This is a genomic window from Rothia sp. HMSC065C03, from assembly GCF_001837295.1.
GTDB lineage: Bacteria > Actinomycetota > Actinomycetes > Actinomycetales > Micrococcaceae > Rothia.
In genome coordinates this window covers 1-16,668 of sequence record NZ_KV831996.1, presented here as the reverse complement: position 1 = coordinate 16,668, position 16,668 = coordinate 1, and the positions used below count along the sequence as shown (strand labels likewise).

General features: G+C 57.2%; 13 protein-coding genes. 5 read left to right on the top strand and 8 right to left on the bottom strand.

The window, feature by feature from the left end; all coding sequences use genetic code 11:
- The 8 genes from HMPREF2605_RS04600 to HMPREF2605_RS04560 form a co-directional block, all read right to left on the bottom strand.
- Positions 1–908 (bottom strand): hypothetical protein (locus HMPREF2605_RS04600; RefSeq protein WP_141762280.1); only part of this gene is annotated, 908 nt, incomplete at its 3' end.
- Between the two features lie 706 nt (positions 909–1,614).
- A complete protein-coding gene (locus HMPREF2605_RS09395) occupies positions 1,615–2,748 on the bottom strand; it encodes a hypothetical protein (protein ID WP_141762278.1) in 1,134 nt (377 codons plus the stop codon).
- A gap of 217 nt (positions 2,749–2,965) precedes the next feature.
- Entirely contained in the window at positions 2,966–3,586 is a 621-nt protein-coding gene (locus HMPREF2605_RS04585; protein WP_070847151.1) for a prepilin peptidase, read from the bottom strand.
- A 23-nt stretch (positions 3,587–3,609) separates the two neighbouring features.
- A complete protein-coding gene (locus tag HMPREF2605_RS09695) occupies positions 3,610–7,542 on the bottom strand; it encodes a hypothetical protein (protein WP_070847149.1) in 3,933 nt (1,310 codons plus the stop codon).
- A gap of 59 nt (positions 7,543–7,601) precedes the next feature.
- Entirely contained in the window at positions 7,602–8,000 is a 399-nt protein-coding gene (locus HMPREF2605_RS04575; RefSeq protein WP_070847148.1) for a TadE/TadG family type IV pilus assembly protein, read from the bottom strand.
- Positions 8,001–8,019: 19 nt separating this feature from the next.
- Complete coding sequence (locus tag HMPREF2605_RS04570) at positions 8,020–8,229, bottom strand: hypothetical protein (protein ID WP_070847146.1); 210 nt, start codon at positions 8,227–8,229, stop codon at positions 8,020–8,022.
- Positions 8,230–8,377: 148 nt separating this feature from the next.
- The gene (locus tag HMPREF2605_RS04565; RefSeq protein ID WP_070847144.1) at positions 8,378–9,130 is read right to left on the bottom strand and encodes a hypothetical protein; all 753 of its coding nucleotides are present in this window, start codon (positions 9,128–9,130) and stop codon (positions 8,378–8,380) included.
- 20 nt (positions 9,131–9,150) lie between these two features.
- Complete coding sequence (locus HMPREF2605_RS04560) at positions 9,151–10,137, bottom strand: ParA family protein (RefSeq protein WP_168167589.1); 987 nt, start codon at positions 10,135–10,137, stop codon at positions 9,151–9,153.
- A gap of 158 nt (positions 10,138–10,295) precedes the next feature.
- Here HMPREF2605_RS04560 and HMPREF2605_RS04555 point away from each other — a divergent pair, with 158 nt between their 5' ends.
- From HMPREF2605_RS04555 to HMPREF2605_RS04535, 5 genes are read left to right on the top strand one after another with little or no spacing between them, the layout of a single operon-like run.
- Entirely contained in the window at positions 10,296–10,973 is a 678-nt protein-coding gene (locus tag HMPREF2605_RS04555; RefSeq protein ID WP_070847142.1) for an SAF domain-containing protein, read from the top strand.
- Between the two features lie 3 nt (positions 10,974–10,976).
- Positions 10,977–11,816: a hypothetical protein gene (locus tag HMPREF2605_RS04550; protein WP_070687819.1), complete on the top strand. Its 840-nt coding sequence runs from the start codon at positions 10,977–10,979 to the stop codon at positions 11,814–11,816.
- Positions 11,817–11,870: 54 nt separating this feature from the next.
- Positions 11,871–13,553 carry a TadA family conjugal transfer-associated ATPase gene (locus HMPREF2605_RS04545; RefSeq protein ID WP_070847140.1) on the top strand — a complete coding sequence of 561 codons (1,683 nt, stop codon included), beginning with the start codon at positions 11,871–11,873 and terminating at the stop codon, positions 13,551–13,553.
- Positions 13,554–13,568: 15 nt separating this feature from the next.
- Complete coding sequence (locus tag HMPREF2605_RS04540) at positions 13,569–14,513, top strand: type II secretion system F family protein (RefSeq protein ID WP_070847138.1); 945 nt, start codon at positions 13,569–13,571, stop codon at positions 14,511–14,513.
- Positions 14,510–15,406, top strand: a complete 897-nt coding sequence (locus tag HMPREF2605_RS04535) for a hypothetical protein (protein WP_070847136.1) — start codon at positions 14,510–14,512, stop codon at positions 15,404–15,406. Before HMPREF2605_RS04540 ends, HMPREF2605_RS04535 begins: the two co-directional genes overlap by 4 nt.
- Positions 15,407–16,668: the final 1,262 nt, after the last annotated feature.

Sequence of the window (16,668 nt, the reverse complement as noted above, 5' to 3'; positions counted from 1 at the left end):
CTGTTCCAGTACTCTTCCTCAGCAATACGGTCCTGCTCATCCTCATCCAGGGCAGGCTGCTGCGGCAAACGGAGTGCGCCGGGGTTTTCATACTGGCCAGTGCCGAAGGCGTCGAGAGTAATGGCGCCATGCTTCTCTTCGCGCAGGGGGTGGTCGGAGTTGAGCCATTCGCGGGCATCACCAAGATTGATGGGCTTGGTGAGGCGGTAGAGGCGTACTTCCTGGTTGAGGTCGTTGAGGTGCAGCTTCTGGTTCTTGAAGGCGGTGCGGGCTTCTTGTTCGTTGAGGTAGGTGAACATGTAGTCACCACATTCCTGCCAGTAAGGTGCGTCCAGACGCGGATCCTCCCACACCAGCTCCTTGCCATCCTTACGCTTGTATCGCGGTCGGCCCACCGGAGGGTTGTTCACCTCCTTGCGGCCTCGGTTGGTGTGTACGAGGTAGCCGTAGACGCCGGGTTCGTTTTCGAGTTCGGTGTCGAGGGTGATGCGGTCTCGTTCTTCGGGTCCGGGGACGGTCCAGTGCTTTTCGTCGTTGAAGTAGGCGATTTCCTCATCGGTCATGTTGTCGAAGAGGGATGCGTCGAAGAGCATGCGGGGGTCGGTGAAGGAGCGGCCGGGTGCCTCGTCGCCGAAGGCGTTCATGACGGTGATCGGGAGGTCCTTGGGCATGCCCTGACGGCGCCACTTGAGAGGATGGATGCTCAGGTCCTTCTCCCAGGGGGTTTCGCCGGTGACGCCGGGGGCGCGGGTGTGCATGAGTTCGGCGGAGAGATCCTTACCCTTGACGGTGACGCGGTTTTCCTTCTCCAGAGTTTCATAAGCATAGCGAGCGCGGTTGTTTCGGTCGGCGTGGTATTGCTTCTGGTAGGCCTTGTAGTGGGCTTCGGCTTCGGGGCTGCGTGCCATGATGGCGCCTTTCTGTGGTTGGTTCGTTGTTGGTTCTACTGTAGGGGTTTTGGGATGGTGGAGCGTATTTTTTGGGTATTTGTCCCTTTGCTAAATTGCTATTTTTTGTCGGTGTTGGTCATGGTGGCGTACTGGCCGTGGCTGAGGTTGATGGTTTTTCCTCCGGGTGTTTTGACGGTGACCATATTGGGGGTCTTTGAAGGTTCTTTGGTGTAGCCGTCGGCGAGTTTGCCGTTTTTCTTGAATTCGATGGTAATGCTCTCTTGTCGGCCGCCCTTGAGGGTGTGGGTTGCTGTATAGGTGTAGTTTCCTTTCGTGGTGCTGGGGTGTCGGGTGGTGTCTACGCGGGTGCTGTAGGCAAGGTTTCCGGTTTGTTTCTGGAGTTTGGTCAGGTGATTGTTGGATGCGTTGAGGGTCTTTTCTCGTCGGGTTGCGGCTGCTTTTCCTACGTTGATTTGGGCCATTTTGCGTTCGACGCGTGCGATGTTGCGTTCGGCGCGGTCCATGCCGCCGCCGAAGGAGCGCTTTTCGCGGCGGGTTTTGGGTTGGAGGCGTTCGTCTAGTTTTTCGAGGTTTGCTTTTGCTTCTTGTTCGACTTTCTTGCGTTCTTTTTTGTTGCTTGCTCCGAACTGCTGCTCGGCGTAGTTGTTGACGGATTGGGTGCGGGCTTTCATGACCAGGTTGGTGATGAGGGCGTCCTGGTTGGTCAGAACTTTTTTGATGTCATTTTTGGCGCCAGAGATGCTGTTGAAGCTGGTGTGGGCGTTGCTGTCTTGGACGAGTTGGCGGGTGAAGTTGTTGTGGTTTTGTCCTTTGTGGGTGGTGTTGATGAGTCTGTTGAAGGAGGTGCCGGTGGTGTACATTCCTTCTTCGTTTTGGTTGTTGTGCTCGGCGATTGCTTCGACGTTGGCTTCGTATGCTGCTTTGTGTTCGGCCAGTTCTTCGTCGGTGAGGTTGTTGACCTTCTGGTAGTGTTCCCAGTCGGTTTTGCGGAGCGGCCGCCGTCTCGTGCGGAATCGGCGGTGTCGCGGGTTACCGGGCGGTGTTCAGCGACCGCACCGACGCCGTAGTAGCCGTCTTGTGCGGTTGAGTTGGGGATGAGGGTGCCGAGATTTTGGCCCTTGTAGTGGACGGTGTATTCGACGGTGTAGCTGGAGGATCCTTTCTTTTTTTGGATGATGCGTGCTTGTAGGTCGACGTGGACGCGTTCGCCGGTGGGTAGCTCAATGCGTACTTTTCGGGTGATGGTTGCTTCGCGGTAGATTTTGGGGTCGGAGGATTTTTTGAGTTTGTCGTCGAATCCGTGCAGGGTGATGGTGCCGTCGGGGCAGGCTCGGTCCCAGGTGTTCAGGTCGATGTCTTCGAGGTCTTCTTCGGTGTAGGTGGCTTCGCTGAAGATGCCTCGTTCGAGGGCGTTTTCGTTGCGGCGGGCGGCAAGTTCGGAGGCGAGTTTTGCTTGCTGCCAGCGGTGGTTTCCATCTACGGCTTGTTTCTCAAGCTGGTTGAGGTTTGCGGCAGCGTTGGCGAGGCAGGTTTCGGCGTATTTGTCGTTGGGGTGTTCGTCGCTGTATTTTTGGGCTTCTTCGAGAGCTGCGCGAGCTTTGAGGATGTCACTTCCCAAGTGCTTTTTGCGGGCTTTGGGGGACATGTAGAACATGCGCTGAGCGGCTTGGTAGTTTTGGAAGGCTATTTGGAGCTTGAGACGGTCTTCGTCGGTGAGGGTGCCGTCTGCGGCTTTCTTGTCTGCTTCTTCGAGAAGCTCAAAGTATTTTTCCTTCGCGGCGTCGTAGATGGGTTCGTAGTGGGTGAAGCAGCGGGGGCCGGGTTTCCAGTCGCACATGGTGGGGTTTCCTTGGGGTAGTGGTTGGTCTCTTATGCCTGGTGGTAGGTATCTACTGCTATGAAGGCACTAGGGGGTGGGGTGGAAACCTCACGTGGTGGTGATTTTTTTGTGGGGGTGTCCCTGAGGGACATCTTTTGGGGGTGTTTTTGGGTAGTGTTATGCCCCCTAAGAGCCAAGGGGTTCTTTGGGGGCGTTGAAACGGGTTGAGATGAAGTTAGAAGAAGAGTGTGCGTAATGGCATGAAGAGGAGCACTAGGAGGGCTGCGGTGATGAGGAAGGGGCCCATGGGGATGGTTTTTTCTCCCTTGCGGTGGGCAATGAACGCTACGGGTAGGGCGAGGATGTGTCCGAGGAATAAGGAGATGAAAGCAGCTTCAAATCCGTAGTAGGCGGTTGCGGCGGTTAGTCCTGCTAGAAGTTTCACGTCGCCTAGGCCTAGGGGTGCGAAGAGGGCGATGATGAAGAGGATGCCGGTGATGATGCCGGTGGTGATGAGCATGGTGGCGCCGTGGGTGGTAGCGCCCTGTGATGGTTCGCCGGTGAGGTTGCGGATCGGGTCGGTGGCCAGTAGTCCGGTGGCCAAGCCTGCCTGTGCAACCGCCAGCGGGTAGGTGTAGGCGTTCGGCAACAGCTGGTGCCGCATGTCCCAGGACATGAGGGGATACGCGTAGTAGAAGATGGTGAGGATCAGCAGCCACGGCATCACCTGTTGCCATAGTCCGGTGACTCCCAGGATGAGGGAGACGGTGAAGCTGATGGATCCGGCACGGTAGAGCACGCCCTTGGCGATGGGCGGGGTGCCGGGGGTGGTGCCGTGGCTGCTGGTCACAGTCATCTAATGTTTCTTCTTTCGGCGGGTTAGGCGGCCAGGTTCAAAACCTTGGCTGCTTCCTCGGTCGGTTCTGCATCCCAGCAGTCAAGGTATTCCAGGAACTGGGTCTTGAGCTCTTCTGCTTTCTGGGCGTTGTTGGTCAGGATTTCCTCGTGGATTTCTGCCGTCCAGAAGGCGTCTTGGGTGCTGTCGATCATGCGGGCGGCGCGGGCAACCTGAAGGATCAGGCGGTGGTCTTGTGCCGTGCGGGCACGATCGAGCAGTTCGTAGGCGACGTCGATGATGCGGTCACGCATGTATTCGCGGTCGTTTTCAGCCCACGCATAGTGCGTGCTCTTACCACTCAGAGGGACGCCACGGACCAGGCTGAAAGCAGCTAGCAGGTATGAGGTGGGCTGCTCGGACAGGTCCTCGCCGGTGAGCGCCTGGAACAGGTTCCAGTCGGAGTTGATCAGTTCAGAGAGGGTGTACTGGCCTGATACTGCACGCGGCAGGTACTGCTGGTGGTCCTTGCTGGAGCCAAGCCACTGGCGGACTTTACCGGTGAGCTGGTTACGACGTGAGACGGCCTTGGTGGAGCTGTGGTGCTCGCCAGGCCAGAATGCGTTGTGGTAGCTTTCGGTGGTCATTCCAGGGTGCAGATGCAGGTATGCGGCGACGGAGGCGTAGCGGTCCATCAGCACCGTAGAAGGCTCATTCGTTCCCTTGGTGCGAGGTGCCGGGCCGTTGGCATTGAGCAAACGTACCGGGCCCAGCAGCGCCAGGAAGGGGTGCTCCAGGTTGGTTTTGGCATCGTGGGTGAGGCTGTTGCCGTCCTTGACCAAAGCATCGTACACGCCGGTGTCGCCGAAGAGGTGGGCGAAGACCTGCAGGGTGTCGGCGCGTAGCTCTTCAGGGGTCATTCCGTCTTCGTAGCTGGCAGGTGCGAGCGCCTGGGGTGCGGTCGTTTCGGATACGGGTTCCTCAGATACGGGTTCCTGGGGTGCGGCCGTTTCGGATACGGGCTCCTCAGGTGCGGTCGTTTCGGGGGTGGTTTCTTCCAGCTCGTGGGTGGGTGCGGCAGTGTCGATTCCGTAGGCGGTGTCGATGCCGTAGGGGGTTGCGGTGTCGATCCCGTAGGCAGTGTCGATCCCGTAGGCGGTATCAATGCCGTAAGCAGTATCGATTCCGTAGCTGGGGACCTGTTCCGGTTCAGTAGTTTCGGTGACGGGCTGGGTGTCCGCCGTGGCCTCTACCGCTTCGGTGGTGTGTTCCGGGGCGGGCGTCGAAACGTCAAAGCTCTGAGCGTCAAAACCCTGAGCTTCAATCATCTGCTCCTCGATGACAGAATCGGCAACAACGGTAGCAGGTGCGGGAAAGTGCAGGACTTCTGCCGGTGCCGGGGTCGGGTCCGCAGAGGCCTCAGCAAGCAGCGTCAAAACGGCCTCTTCTTCCTCTTCGGTCAGGTATCGCGGCACGACAACGATCCCCATGGGGGACAGCTCAACCATGGTGTCTGAGAGGTTGCCGTGGGGGGTGCGGACGATATTGAGGCCGTAGCGGCTGGTGTCTTCGTCGGTGTCGTTGTGGGAGATGATGGCGATAGCGACGTTGGGCATGGTGCGTACCAGTTCGAGCAGGTCGAAGCGTGCCATGTCGTCGATGGTGTCGGAGACGATGACGATGTGGGCGGGGAAGGAGTCGGCTCCTGCCATGCGTGCTTCGTGGACGGAGGTGTATCCTGCAGTGTTCAGGTAGTTCTTGAGCTGGTTTGCTTCGGCGGTGAGGTCGTTGAGGCAGGCTTCGGTCTGCTCGGTGGTGTAGGTGGTGACTCGGTCAGCAGATAGTGCGGTGAGGAAGGAGTCGTCGACGCCCAGCAGGCTCAGGTGTAGGCCTTCTGCCCAGGGGTTGAGTAGTAGTTCGGCTGCGATGGAGCCGAGCATCTGGCTGATGGTGTTGGTGGCGGTCTTCTCCTGTAGGGGGTCGTGTAGTTGGAGGGAGCCTGCGTGTTCGAGGTTGAGCATTAGGGCTGCGCCTTCGCGGTCATCGCCGATGGTGATCAGGGCAGGGTAGGGTGCGGGTAGATCTAGCGGTTCTTCAATTTCCATGGAGGTTAGAGGTAGGGTCCATAGGTTGGCGTCGCTGGTGCTCTGGAAGGGTGCGGGCAGGTTGGTGTCGTGTTCGAAGTAGAGGTTGGCCTCGGTGGTGTTGAGGGTGAGGTACTTCAGGACGGGGACGGGGGTTGCGTTGTTGTGGCAGTGGAGGGCTAGCAGGCGTAGGCCGTGGTCGAGGGCGGCTAGGGGTGCGGTGGCGGCTTCTGCTTCGAGGTGGGTGAGGGTGGTGGCGGCTTCGGTGCTGATGGGGCGGCTTTGGCCTCGGGTGCGGCGGCGGCGCTGGTGCCAGCGGCGGGCTGCGAAGGTTGCGAGAAGGCCTGCTGCGAGGAGGGCTCCGCCGGTGAGGGGCAGGTTGTAGTTGTTTTCTTCGTCTTCGGTGGTGGTGGTGTTGTGGGTGCTGCCGGCGGTTTCGACGTTGTGGGTCTGCGCGCCGGTGTTGTTCTTGTCGGTTTCGTTTGCCTGTTCAGTGGTGGCGGTCTTGTTGGTGGTGTCGTTGGCGATGGTGCCGCCGGGGATGGCGGCGTTGTTCTCCTGCTGGGTGGGGGTGGGGGTGGAGCCGGTAGCAGGGTTCTGTGCCGTTGCTGCGGTGGACGCAGTAGCGGAGGGGGCAGAAGGTGCTGCCGGGGTGTTAGATGCAGCGGCAGAAGGTGTTGCCGGGGTTGCGGCGGTAGGTGCGGTGGTGTGCTGTGCCTTGGGGGCTCCGTGTGCGCTGGAGGAGCCGATGCTTGCGGCAGCTTCGTCGGCGGAAACAGCGGCAGAGGAGGCGGCAGAAGGTGCAGTAGATGCTGCGGTGGAAGCACCAGCAGTAGCGGAGGCTGCAGAAGTAGCTGATGCGGAGGTGGAGGCGGTAGCAGAAGATGCCTGGGTAGCCGATGCGGAGGCGGTAGTAGATGCAGAAGAACCTTCAGCTGCTGAAGAAGCGGCAGAGGATGCAGGCGCGCCAGAAGAACCCGCGCCATTATGAGCGGCCGGGGTGGAGGCAGCAGCCGGGGTACCGGGCATGGTGAATTCCCAGCCCGGCTGAATCAGATCAGCATCCTGGATGGTGGTGCCATCAGGCTGGGTGGTCGTAGAGGCTGCGCCTGCAATGTAGTGGTAGGCTTCCATGTCGCCGTAGTTTTCAAGGGCGATTTCGGAGAGAGTGTCACCGGGCTTAATCGTCACGGTGCCGGTGCCTGCAACCGGCTGCGGGACCTTAGCGTCCTGCGGCAAGGTCAGCACCCATCCGTCGTGCAGCCACTGGTCCGAGGACAGCAATGCTGCCCCGTCCTTCTGCACAACACCCTGGTTCAGGGCGAAAATCTCGACGTAACGGCTACCATCGCCGAGCGTGGTTTCAGCGATATCCCACAGCGTCTGGTTACCGTTGACCATGTAGGACGGGCCCTTCTGAGAGGCCTGTACCTTCTCCGCAGCCGAAGGGGCACCATAGTCAGCCTGCACCGTGGCAGGAGCAGAGACAGTCTGGGTCGGGGTAGGCGGCACACCGGCAGAGCCACCGGACTCAACAGCAGTAGCGGTAGAGATACCTGCGGTAGAGGCCAAGATCATGCCGATTAGCACGGCGGCAACGTTCTGCTGCATACGCAGTACGCTCGGCAGTTTCACCGAATCGCCACGGCGCACCTGAACGACCGCTTCAACCACCAGGGGGATGACTAGCGACGCCCAACCGACCCAGGCGATGATTGGGATAAAGACGTGAAGGAGGAAAGCCAACGCTCCATCAACGGAGGCGATGACACCACCGACCATATCCAACGACGCAAAGGGGTTGCCGGAGACAGTGATCAACAGCGCCGGGATTCCAAGGATGATGAAGAGCACGGCTATCAGGGAGAAGACCCTGAGAATCTGAGTTTTCACGGAATAAAACCCCTTTGTTGTTTTGCGTGTGGTCGGTATGGTCGGTGGTGAATGCGCCTTTAGCGCAGGGCCTCTTCGGAAGGGCCCTGCGCTTGGCGGGTAATCGTCATAGCAGGAAGGAACGGCGGAGCAGCTGAGGCTGTTCCGGTCACAGTGACCGTCGTCTGGTCCCTATCCCGCTGAACCTCAACACGTGCGTCCTTCAAAGCAGAGGTCACGTTGAGGCGATGCTGGGCTTGTTCTACCCCGTCTTCTGAGGTTCCGCCAATGACACGGGCCGCGTAATAGCCCGAATCAGCAGCGTTTTGAGCCTCAGCGTTGGCGGTAAAGAAAACACCCAACTGGGCTATTGCGGCAAGCAGTAACATCACGATGGGAATGTAGATGAGCATCTCAATGGTGTAGGACCCAGTTTCTGAGAGGCTACCATCGCGTGCTAGGCGAACCCGTCGTTTCATATCTGCTGTCTTCTATGGTTTAGAAAGGCAGAGTCAGCTTGGGCAGCAGGCCACCTACGAAGGTGTTGAGGGCGCCGTAGACCAGGGCGATGATGGCCAAGATGGCAATGGCCCAGATCAGGATTTCGATGGTTTCCATGCCGGACTCACGCTTAGCGTCCAGTCGAGCATTCATCTTGTCGTAGGCGCCTGAAATGTAGAGGCAGAGGTTGGTGTACAGCGCGTTCATGTGCTGATTTTTCCTTTCAGTTATCGGTGTGGTGTGATGTGCTCTCAACGCCACAGCCTTCATATCTTTATGAAGGCACCTGCCCAAGGGGCAAAAGCGTCATGAAGTAGGGCACATTTTCAATATTCTAAGGCTCCGATGAAGAACCTTAGGAATCCTTAGTGGCAGATACATCGATGACACGTGCCTTTTTGACCAGGCGTTTAATGTCCTCAGCTGGGACTTCAAGGCCCATGCTGGCAATGTACTGTTGAAGATTTTCAGCCAGAAGTTCCTGCGAGGGCGGACGCAGCTGATGGCGGTCAAGATAGATCCTCAATGCTGTTGCAAAATAGCGGCTACGGGAAATACCAAGCCTGTCAGCGCGCTCTTGCACCACAGCCATCTGTTCCGGGGTGAAGCTAGGGGCGGTCGGTACAGTATGCAACGTGCCTAAACGGACCTGCACTTCGGGCATCTGCGGGACCGTGCTCAGGTTGCGGCGATACGCGTCCAAGTAGTACCCGATTTCGTCCATGGATACTTCATCCACAGCCTTCAAATAGAGGTAACCCTGCTTATAGACAAACCCGGTTTCCTGCTGAACCGCCCAGCGGATACGAGGGATCAAATCCTTATCGATGGACAGGTTGTACTTCTTATTACGGGACTTTCCGCGTCCCTTGCTCACCGACCCGTCATAGGCGGCCAGCGGCGGTGACGGAGGGATCTGGGCTGCGGCGCGGTCCTCTCGTTCAGGCAATCCCTGAAGTCTGGTTTTAACATCAATGACCGGGCCCTGCTCCGAAACGTTCACCGGCTCATTCACAGCTGGCTCAACGGCAGGGATATCCTGCGTCTGAGCAGCAGAGAGAGTAGGCAAGTTAAACACGCGGGTTCGCTTGTTCGGCGTGGTTGTCATCTCCTTATGTTCTCCTTGCTCTATTCGCTCAGGTACTTTTCCAGGGCAATCACGCGCTGGAAGAACTCAAACGTAACCTGCTGGTAGTCATCGACCACACCATCAATATTCGAAGCGTGGAAATGCGGTAGCGGCTCAGTTGCTTCTTCTTCGACCTTGCCCTTACGGCCTAGCTGCTTCAGGCGCGCCAACGTGGATTCACGCACATCATCGCTCATCTCGTGCATGACCTTACCTTCACGGCGAGCGTCAACTGCTGCACCTTCAGCAGTACGGATTTTATGCTCGAACACCACGTCATCACGGCCGAAAATCTCGGCCAAATCAGCGCGAGCCTGCGCATCAATCTTCGTTGAACGTGCACCGGTACCAAACAGTACCGCGCCCACCAGCGTCAGCGTCGGGTTCAACGGCTTAATAGCTTCAAAACGATCAGCAGTAATATCCACACCCATCACGGATGAAGCATCCGGCTTCGTGGGGATGAGCACGCCAGTTGAGGAGGCGAAAGCGCTCTCGACCAAGATGCCCTCGCTGGGAGGGGTATCGATGAGGATCAGGTCATAATCCCCAGCAATCTGCTCCAGGCAGTAGCAGAAAATATCATGTAGCGTCGGTTCAGAATACGTCGTCGAGTTAAGCGCAATGACCTGAACCACGTTGGTGATCCTCATGCCACCGGGGACAACGTCCAGGTTCTTACGCACGTTTTTGATGACCGGCAGGGCGGTACGCTTATGCAGGGCCTCGGCCAGCGCCTCGCCACCATCGGCGTGGTCTCCATAGCCGAGATCTTCGGCAAGGTTCGCCTGCGGGTCAAGGTCCACCAAGAGAATGCGGTACCCAGCCTCAGCCGCAATAGCACCAATATTGGCGGTCAAACTGGTCTTACCAGTGCCACCCTTACCGTTGCTGATGGTATAAACACGGCGCAAACCGTGGGCATATCCACGATGCAGCTTCTTGTTACTAGTGCGACGACGCAAACGAGGTTCAGGGGCGGTCATGCTATCTCCTTGGGTGTGGCTTCCCGTGCGGGAAATTGGCTCCATACCATAAAGGTACACATAAACTTGAACATGTGCAATGTTATAAGAAATATGTTGTCAACTTGTGCTATTCTGCATCATAGAGAACACCAACCACACCCCCACAAGGAGACGCTATGGCGCTTTCACCCTTTGGCAAAAAAGGCCGACTCGTCACCCCCACCGACGAATCCACCGAACAATACGAATACCTCTCCCCCATCCAGACCAAAGCGAAGACTCGCCGAATCATGGTTCTTGGCGCAACGCTCACCGCTGTAGGTATCGTCGGCTCCTACGCACTGGCAACCAATAACGCCCCGGAACAGATCGTGACCGTCACCCAGGACATCCCTCGCGGCGCAGTCATTGAAGAATCACAGCTGGGCACCATGAACGTTCTGAACCCTCCGGCTCAGGCCGTACCCTACAAGAAGCGCTCTGAATTGGTGGGTAAGAAGGCTACCAAGGACATCTCTTCCGGACAGGTGCTTCTGAGCAGCAACGCCGCCCCCAACCTGCCCAGTGCCGAGCAGGGTCAGGAGATTGTTGGTCTTCAGCTACCCTCCTCCAACATCCCGGTCCGCCCGCTCAAGGCCGGTGACCGCGTCATCCTCATTCCGACCAACACCGGCGCCAACAAGGATTCTGCCAACGTAGAAGCTGCCGTCACCGGCACCGTCGATACGGTCACCACGGTCAACGGGGATACAAAGATTGACGTCGTGGTCCCTGAAGGCACCTCCAAGAAGTCCGCTTTCATGGATGCCGTTGTGCAGAAGAAGGTTGCCGTGCTAATTGAGGGAGCACAGTAAGTCATGGCAATCATTGCGCATTTCTCGACCCACGGCGCCCCCGGCGTCACAATGTCAACCGTCGCTCTAGCTCTTCAGTGGCCGCGCCCTGTGGTGCTGGTCGAAGCTGATACGGCCTCCCCGTCTGCAGTGATGGCTGGGTTCATGCGAGGCAACGTCGTCTACGACCGCAACATGACCGAGCTGGCTAAAGACTTCGACACCTTCGGCATGAACTCAAAAACGTTCTTTGACCAGCTCATCCCCCTGGCACAGGACCCTGCCCGGTTTGCTCAAGATCAGCGGTACCGCAAGCACCTTTTGCCTGCCTTCCCCTCCCCTCGCGCAGCAACCGGCCATAAGAGTTTCTGGAACAATCTGCTCATTGCAGCCCGCTCTTTCGAGAAGGCCACCGGCTATGACGTGTTCTTCGACATGGGCCGTATTACCACCCGTGAACTGGACCGCATGATCCTCATTACCGGCGCTGACCTAGCAGTCACCCACCTTTCAGCAACGTTTATTGACGCATGGGCAGCCCAAGAGAACGTGAGCCGAATCCACCAGATGCTAGAACAACAGGGCCACCCTGACGGGCTGTGCTCTGTCTTCCATCAAAGCCCTGCCGTGAACTTCCCGGCCAACGAATTGGCTCCCTTGATTCCCTCAGCTCCAGTTCTCACCGTACTGCCCTACAGCCCCGATGCCGCCTCAATCTTCAGCCATGGCGCCGACATCCCCACCTCCGCCAAGAAGCTGGATAAGAAGCTCAGCATCTACCACAAGGCAATTTCTTCCTATAGCGCCAAACTTCAGACCCGTCTGAACCTTGAGGCCGAAAACCTGAACATCGCCTCCCGATAAATACCCACTTCCTTCGCTCACCATGAGCGCAATTGACGAAAGAGATACCCGCCGATGAGTGCACCTCAGAATTCTCCGCTGATGAGCATCATGAATTCTCCCCTGCTGCGCCAACGCCTCCAGCAGAGCACTGAACAGGCCACCGACAACGCCCCCACCACCGCAACGAGCACCCCCTCTGCTTCCGGCTCGGTCACGGTGGAAGTAGCCCCGTACGGTTTTGACCCACTTGGCCCTACTCCCCCAATGGTTCCGGTCACCCCGGTCACCGCAACCCCCACCCCTTCTGCTACCAGCACCATTACCCCTACTGTTACCGTCAACTCACCGGCCACCGCAACCACCGCAAGTGCGAGCGCATCAGCTACTGCTGCGGTGGTGCCGCCGTCATCCTCAGATGAACCGGTCATCCCTGCGCACCTGCTGCAGATGTGGAGTGATGTTGAGACGATTCAGGAGCAGGTCTCAAACCGTCTGTCTCTTGAAGAGGAGCAGATGAGTGAACTGAGTGTTCAGGAGCAGCAGGCTAAGACCCGTTCTATGATTGCTCAGGCTTTGAACGCCTACATTACTGCGCTGGTGGATGTTGATGGTGACCGTGATCGTTGGACGAATGCTTATGTGCAGAGGGTTCAGCAGCAGGTCTATGATCTGCTGTATCGTTTGGGTCGTTTTCAGGCGCTGATTGATATGCCTGAGGTGGAGAATATCCATGTTGCCGGGTGTGATCAGGTGTTTTTGAAGTTCTCTGATGGTCGTACGGAGCGTGCTGAGCCGATTGCTGCTACGGATGCTGAGCTGATGCAGATGATTCAGAATATTGCCTCGAATCAGGGTGATGCTTCTCGTCCGTTCTCTACGACGAATCCTGATTTGGATATGGATTTGATTAGCTATGTTCGTTTGGCGGCGATTGCGCCGCCGGTGGCGTCGCGTCCTTCGTTGGTGATGCGTATTCACCGGTATGTGAACATTACGTTGGAGCAGCTGGAGCAGTTGGGTACGTTGACTGCTCCGATGCGCAGGTTCCTTACTGCCGCTATTATGGCGCGTAAGTCGATTGTGATTGCTGGTGAGCCTGGTGATGGTAAGACGACGCTGATGCGTGCGTTGGCTTCCTGTATTGATCCGTGGGTGCAGGTGGTGACCATTGAGAAGGAACGTGAGCTTCATCTGAATCAGCAGCCGCATCGTGTGGTGCCGGTGATTGATTTGCAGTACCACCCCGGCAGTAGTGAACGTGATGCCTCAGGCCGCCGTATCGGCGAATATAGCCTGGAGCAGTGTGTGGAGAAGGCTCTGCGTTTGAACTCGGCGAACATCATGGTCGGTGAGGTGCGCGGTAGTGAAATTATTGCGCTGATTGAAGCGATGCAGATTAACGGTGGTACGTTCTGTACCCTGCACGCTCATGAACCGGATCAGGCTATTGACCGTCTGGTGGGTCTGGCTTTGGAGAAGGGTTTGACGCGTGAGTATGTGTCTGGTCAGGTGGCTGAGAACCTGGACTTTATCGTGCAGATGAAGAAGGTGAAGGACCCGGAGACCGGTAAGCCGCGTCGTGTGGTGACCCATATCTGTGAGGTTCTACCGGCTGAAGGTACCCGTCAGGCGACCACTCATAATATTTTCTCGCTCAAGAGCGGTCATCATGACGCGTCGTTTGATGAAGTGCCCTCGAGCCCGAAGATGCTACAAGATTTGAAGGATGCTGGCTGGGATTCTCCCACCGCATAGGCAGGAGCATACGATATGAACCCCATGATGTTGCCGGTGACGGTAGCGGTGGTGTGCATCGGCGTGACGCTGATGGTCTATGCCCGCTTTGTGTCTCGACATGGTCAGTGGAAGCCCGTTACGGCGCCGACCCGCCTGGATCAGATGATTTCTAACGTCCAGGGGCGGATTGGGGCGATGAATCAGAGGGCGCTGTTGCTTGCGGTAGCGGCCACGGTTGCTTACTGGGTGCTGACGCGGTGGATGTTGGCTTTGGTCATTGTTCCGGTGCTCATTATTATGGTCCCCAAGCTACTTTTGCCTAAGGATACCGGTGTGCAGAAGCTTGATGAGATTGTGGCGTGGCTAGGTATTCTTGCCGGTCGTATTAAGGGTGGTGCGCACCTGGAAAGTGCTATCAAGTCCTCCTATACGGCCGCTGGTGAGAACTTGAAGGTGCCTCTGCGCCGTCTGATTGCGCGTCTGAACGCTTCTTGGCCTACGGGTAAGTCGCTGGATGCTTTTGCGCAGGATTTGGCGGACCCGACCATTGACCGTGTCATCTTCTTGCTCAAGATTGCTGCCAGGGAGCGCGGTGATGGCCTGTCGACGGCTCTGGCGAATATCACGCAGCAGACCCGCAATGAGATTGAGGTGCGCCGTAAGGTTAATGCAACTCAGGGCTCGGCACGTCAGACGGTGCTGATGCTTAACATCATCATTTTCTCTGCTGTTCTGCTCATGGCTCCGCAGACTCCGATTTACCGCACTGCTGCCGGTCAGATTGTCTTCTTGGCCCTCTTTGCCGCCCTCATCGGCGTCATGGTGATCATCCGCCGTTCGGTGGCACCCCGCCCTGTCCCCCGCATCCTCGGTCACGTGACCTCAACCCACCCAGCACACACCCCGTCCCCTCACGGGGCCAAAAACCTGTCCCAGAAGAACCCGGCTACTGCCACCGTAGGAGGTGAGGGCCGATGATGCCGCTGATCATCATCTCAGGCGTCATCGCTGGTGTGGGCCTCACGTTGCTGCTCTCGCCGCTTCTGCCACGTCAGATGAGCGTCAAGTCCGCTATGACGAACCTCAGCGCTGACGCTAAGACGCTGCAGAAGCGTACCCAGAAGCTCAGCAGCGAAGAACGTATCGGCTCCTGGGTGATGGAACACCTACCCGAAACCAAGTACTTCGCCAAGCTCTTCACCGTCGATACCCAGAACCTGAACATTCTGGCCATTTCCGAAATCTCATACTGGTACCAGCGGTTCAACTGGGCACTCATCGGCGCCCTCATACCGGTAGGCATGGTGATGCTCAGCGCAATGAGCGGCCAATCCATCTCCCTACCTCTAATGATGATCTTCATCGGCGCCCTGTGCGGGTGGATGCTCTACAACAGCAGCATTGATTCACACGCAAAGAACGCCCGTGAAGAATTCTCCCGCGCTATCGCCACCTACCTAGAAGGCGTCGCCATGCGTCGAGCACAAGGAGCAAACACCTCCACCGCCGCCGCAAGCGCAGCAGAAGTATCAAACACCTGGGTATTCACCAGAATCAAAAACCGCATGACCATCGCGCACCATCAGGGCAAACAACCCTGGGACGCTCTCTACGATCTCGGTAAGGAGCTTCAGGTCAAGGAACTTTCCGAGCTGGCTTCAATCCTGAAGCAGGCTGGCGAAAACGACACCCAGATTTATGAGGCGTTGCGTAACCATGCTGAGCTCATCAACGGCCGTATCCTCAACGACCAGCACGAGAAGGCAAACGCCGCAACAGAACGTTTGAGCTTGTTCTTCCCCCTGGTGGCACTGGTAGCTATCGTGATGCTGCTATTCCCCATCGTCATGTCGTTGACCACCCCCCTCTAAACCCCACTATCGGGGTCCGGCAGCACCTCACACCTCCCCTGCTTCCGGCAGGGGTGCGGCCTATGCGATAGCTTGATAGGTAAGTTCCTCAACTGGCAACAGGACGGATTCAGACAGCTTACCCATCAGATGGTATGCCTCAAGCGTCAGAGAGGCACCGCATAGGCCAGCAGAAGGGCCACACTATCCATAGTGGATAGTGTGGCCCTTCTACTTTCTCTTCTCTGCCCCTCACCCTACCGGCACAGAAGATCATCTGGCCACCTTCACCCCTGCCTTACCGCGTATTCCGCGCATGGCCGTTACGTAGCCACCTTAGACAGTACGTAAATCTATACCGGTCTGAGCACGAATAAACATGATGCTATTGAGCATCGACCGATAATCAGAACTCGTTGCCGGAACCGTAACACTCCTACCACGATAGGCCTCTCCCGAAATCCAGATACGCGGATGCCCAGAGCCTCCCCTAGTAATGGGAAACCCGATTCTCTTGCACCGCTTCAACAACTCTTTTGAACTGCTGGGCACCGATCCTCTGGTGCCGTTTTTACCATGCGCTACCTTAGCCATGATTCCACCTCTTTCAGCCAAAAAGTCCTGTAGTGTACCTCGCCGGTACACTTTCATCGTCCTTAAACTGAGAGCCTACCACCGAAGTTCTAGCCAAGATGTCCCACCGGTCATTCTGATAGGTGAGGACTCAAAAACTGCTACGATCCACACCCGTAACGACCACTACGAGAAGGCAAACACGGCAGATAATGCGCCTGAGCTTGCTCCTTCTAGTGATGAGATAGATGGTAGCTAGAGTGATGCTACTACTCACCGCCAGGACATCTTCACCCACCCCCCTAGCAGCCAAGTACGGCACACGGAACCCACATAGGCCCTGGGGGCATTACCTCTGACTACAGCGAATCAGGCATACCCCAAAGACACCACCGGCAGCACCCAAAGAATAAACCTTCGCCCCCCCCCCGCGACGCACCGGGCTAGATGATGGCGCGCTCGCACTTGTATGCGAGCGCCCCCGATGTGGTGGTGCTGCAGCAGGGTGCTGTTGGGTATCTGGTGGGTTAGTCTTCGCTGTTGTGGTGGTTGGTGTAGTACCTAAAGGGCGTAGGTTAGGAAAATGATGAACAGGATGAGGGGGTAGATCATCTTCTTCATTGGTTGTTACTTCGTGTATTATGAATGTATCGGGTGCCTTGCACCCGGTGCTAGAGCTACTACTCTAGTACCGGGCTTGAGGCTTTTAC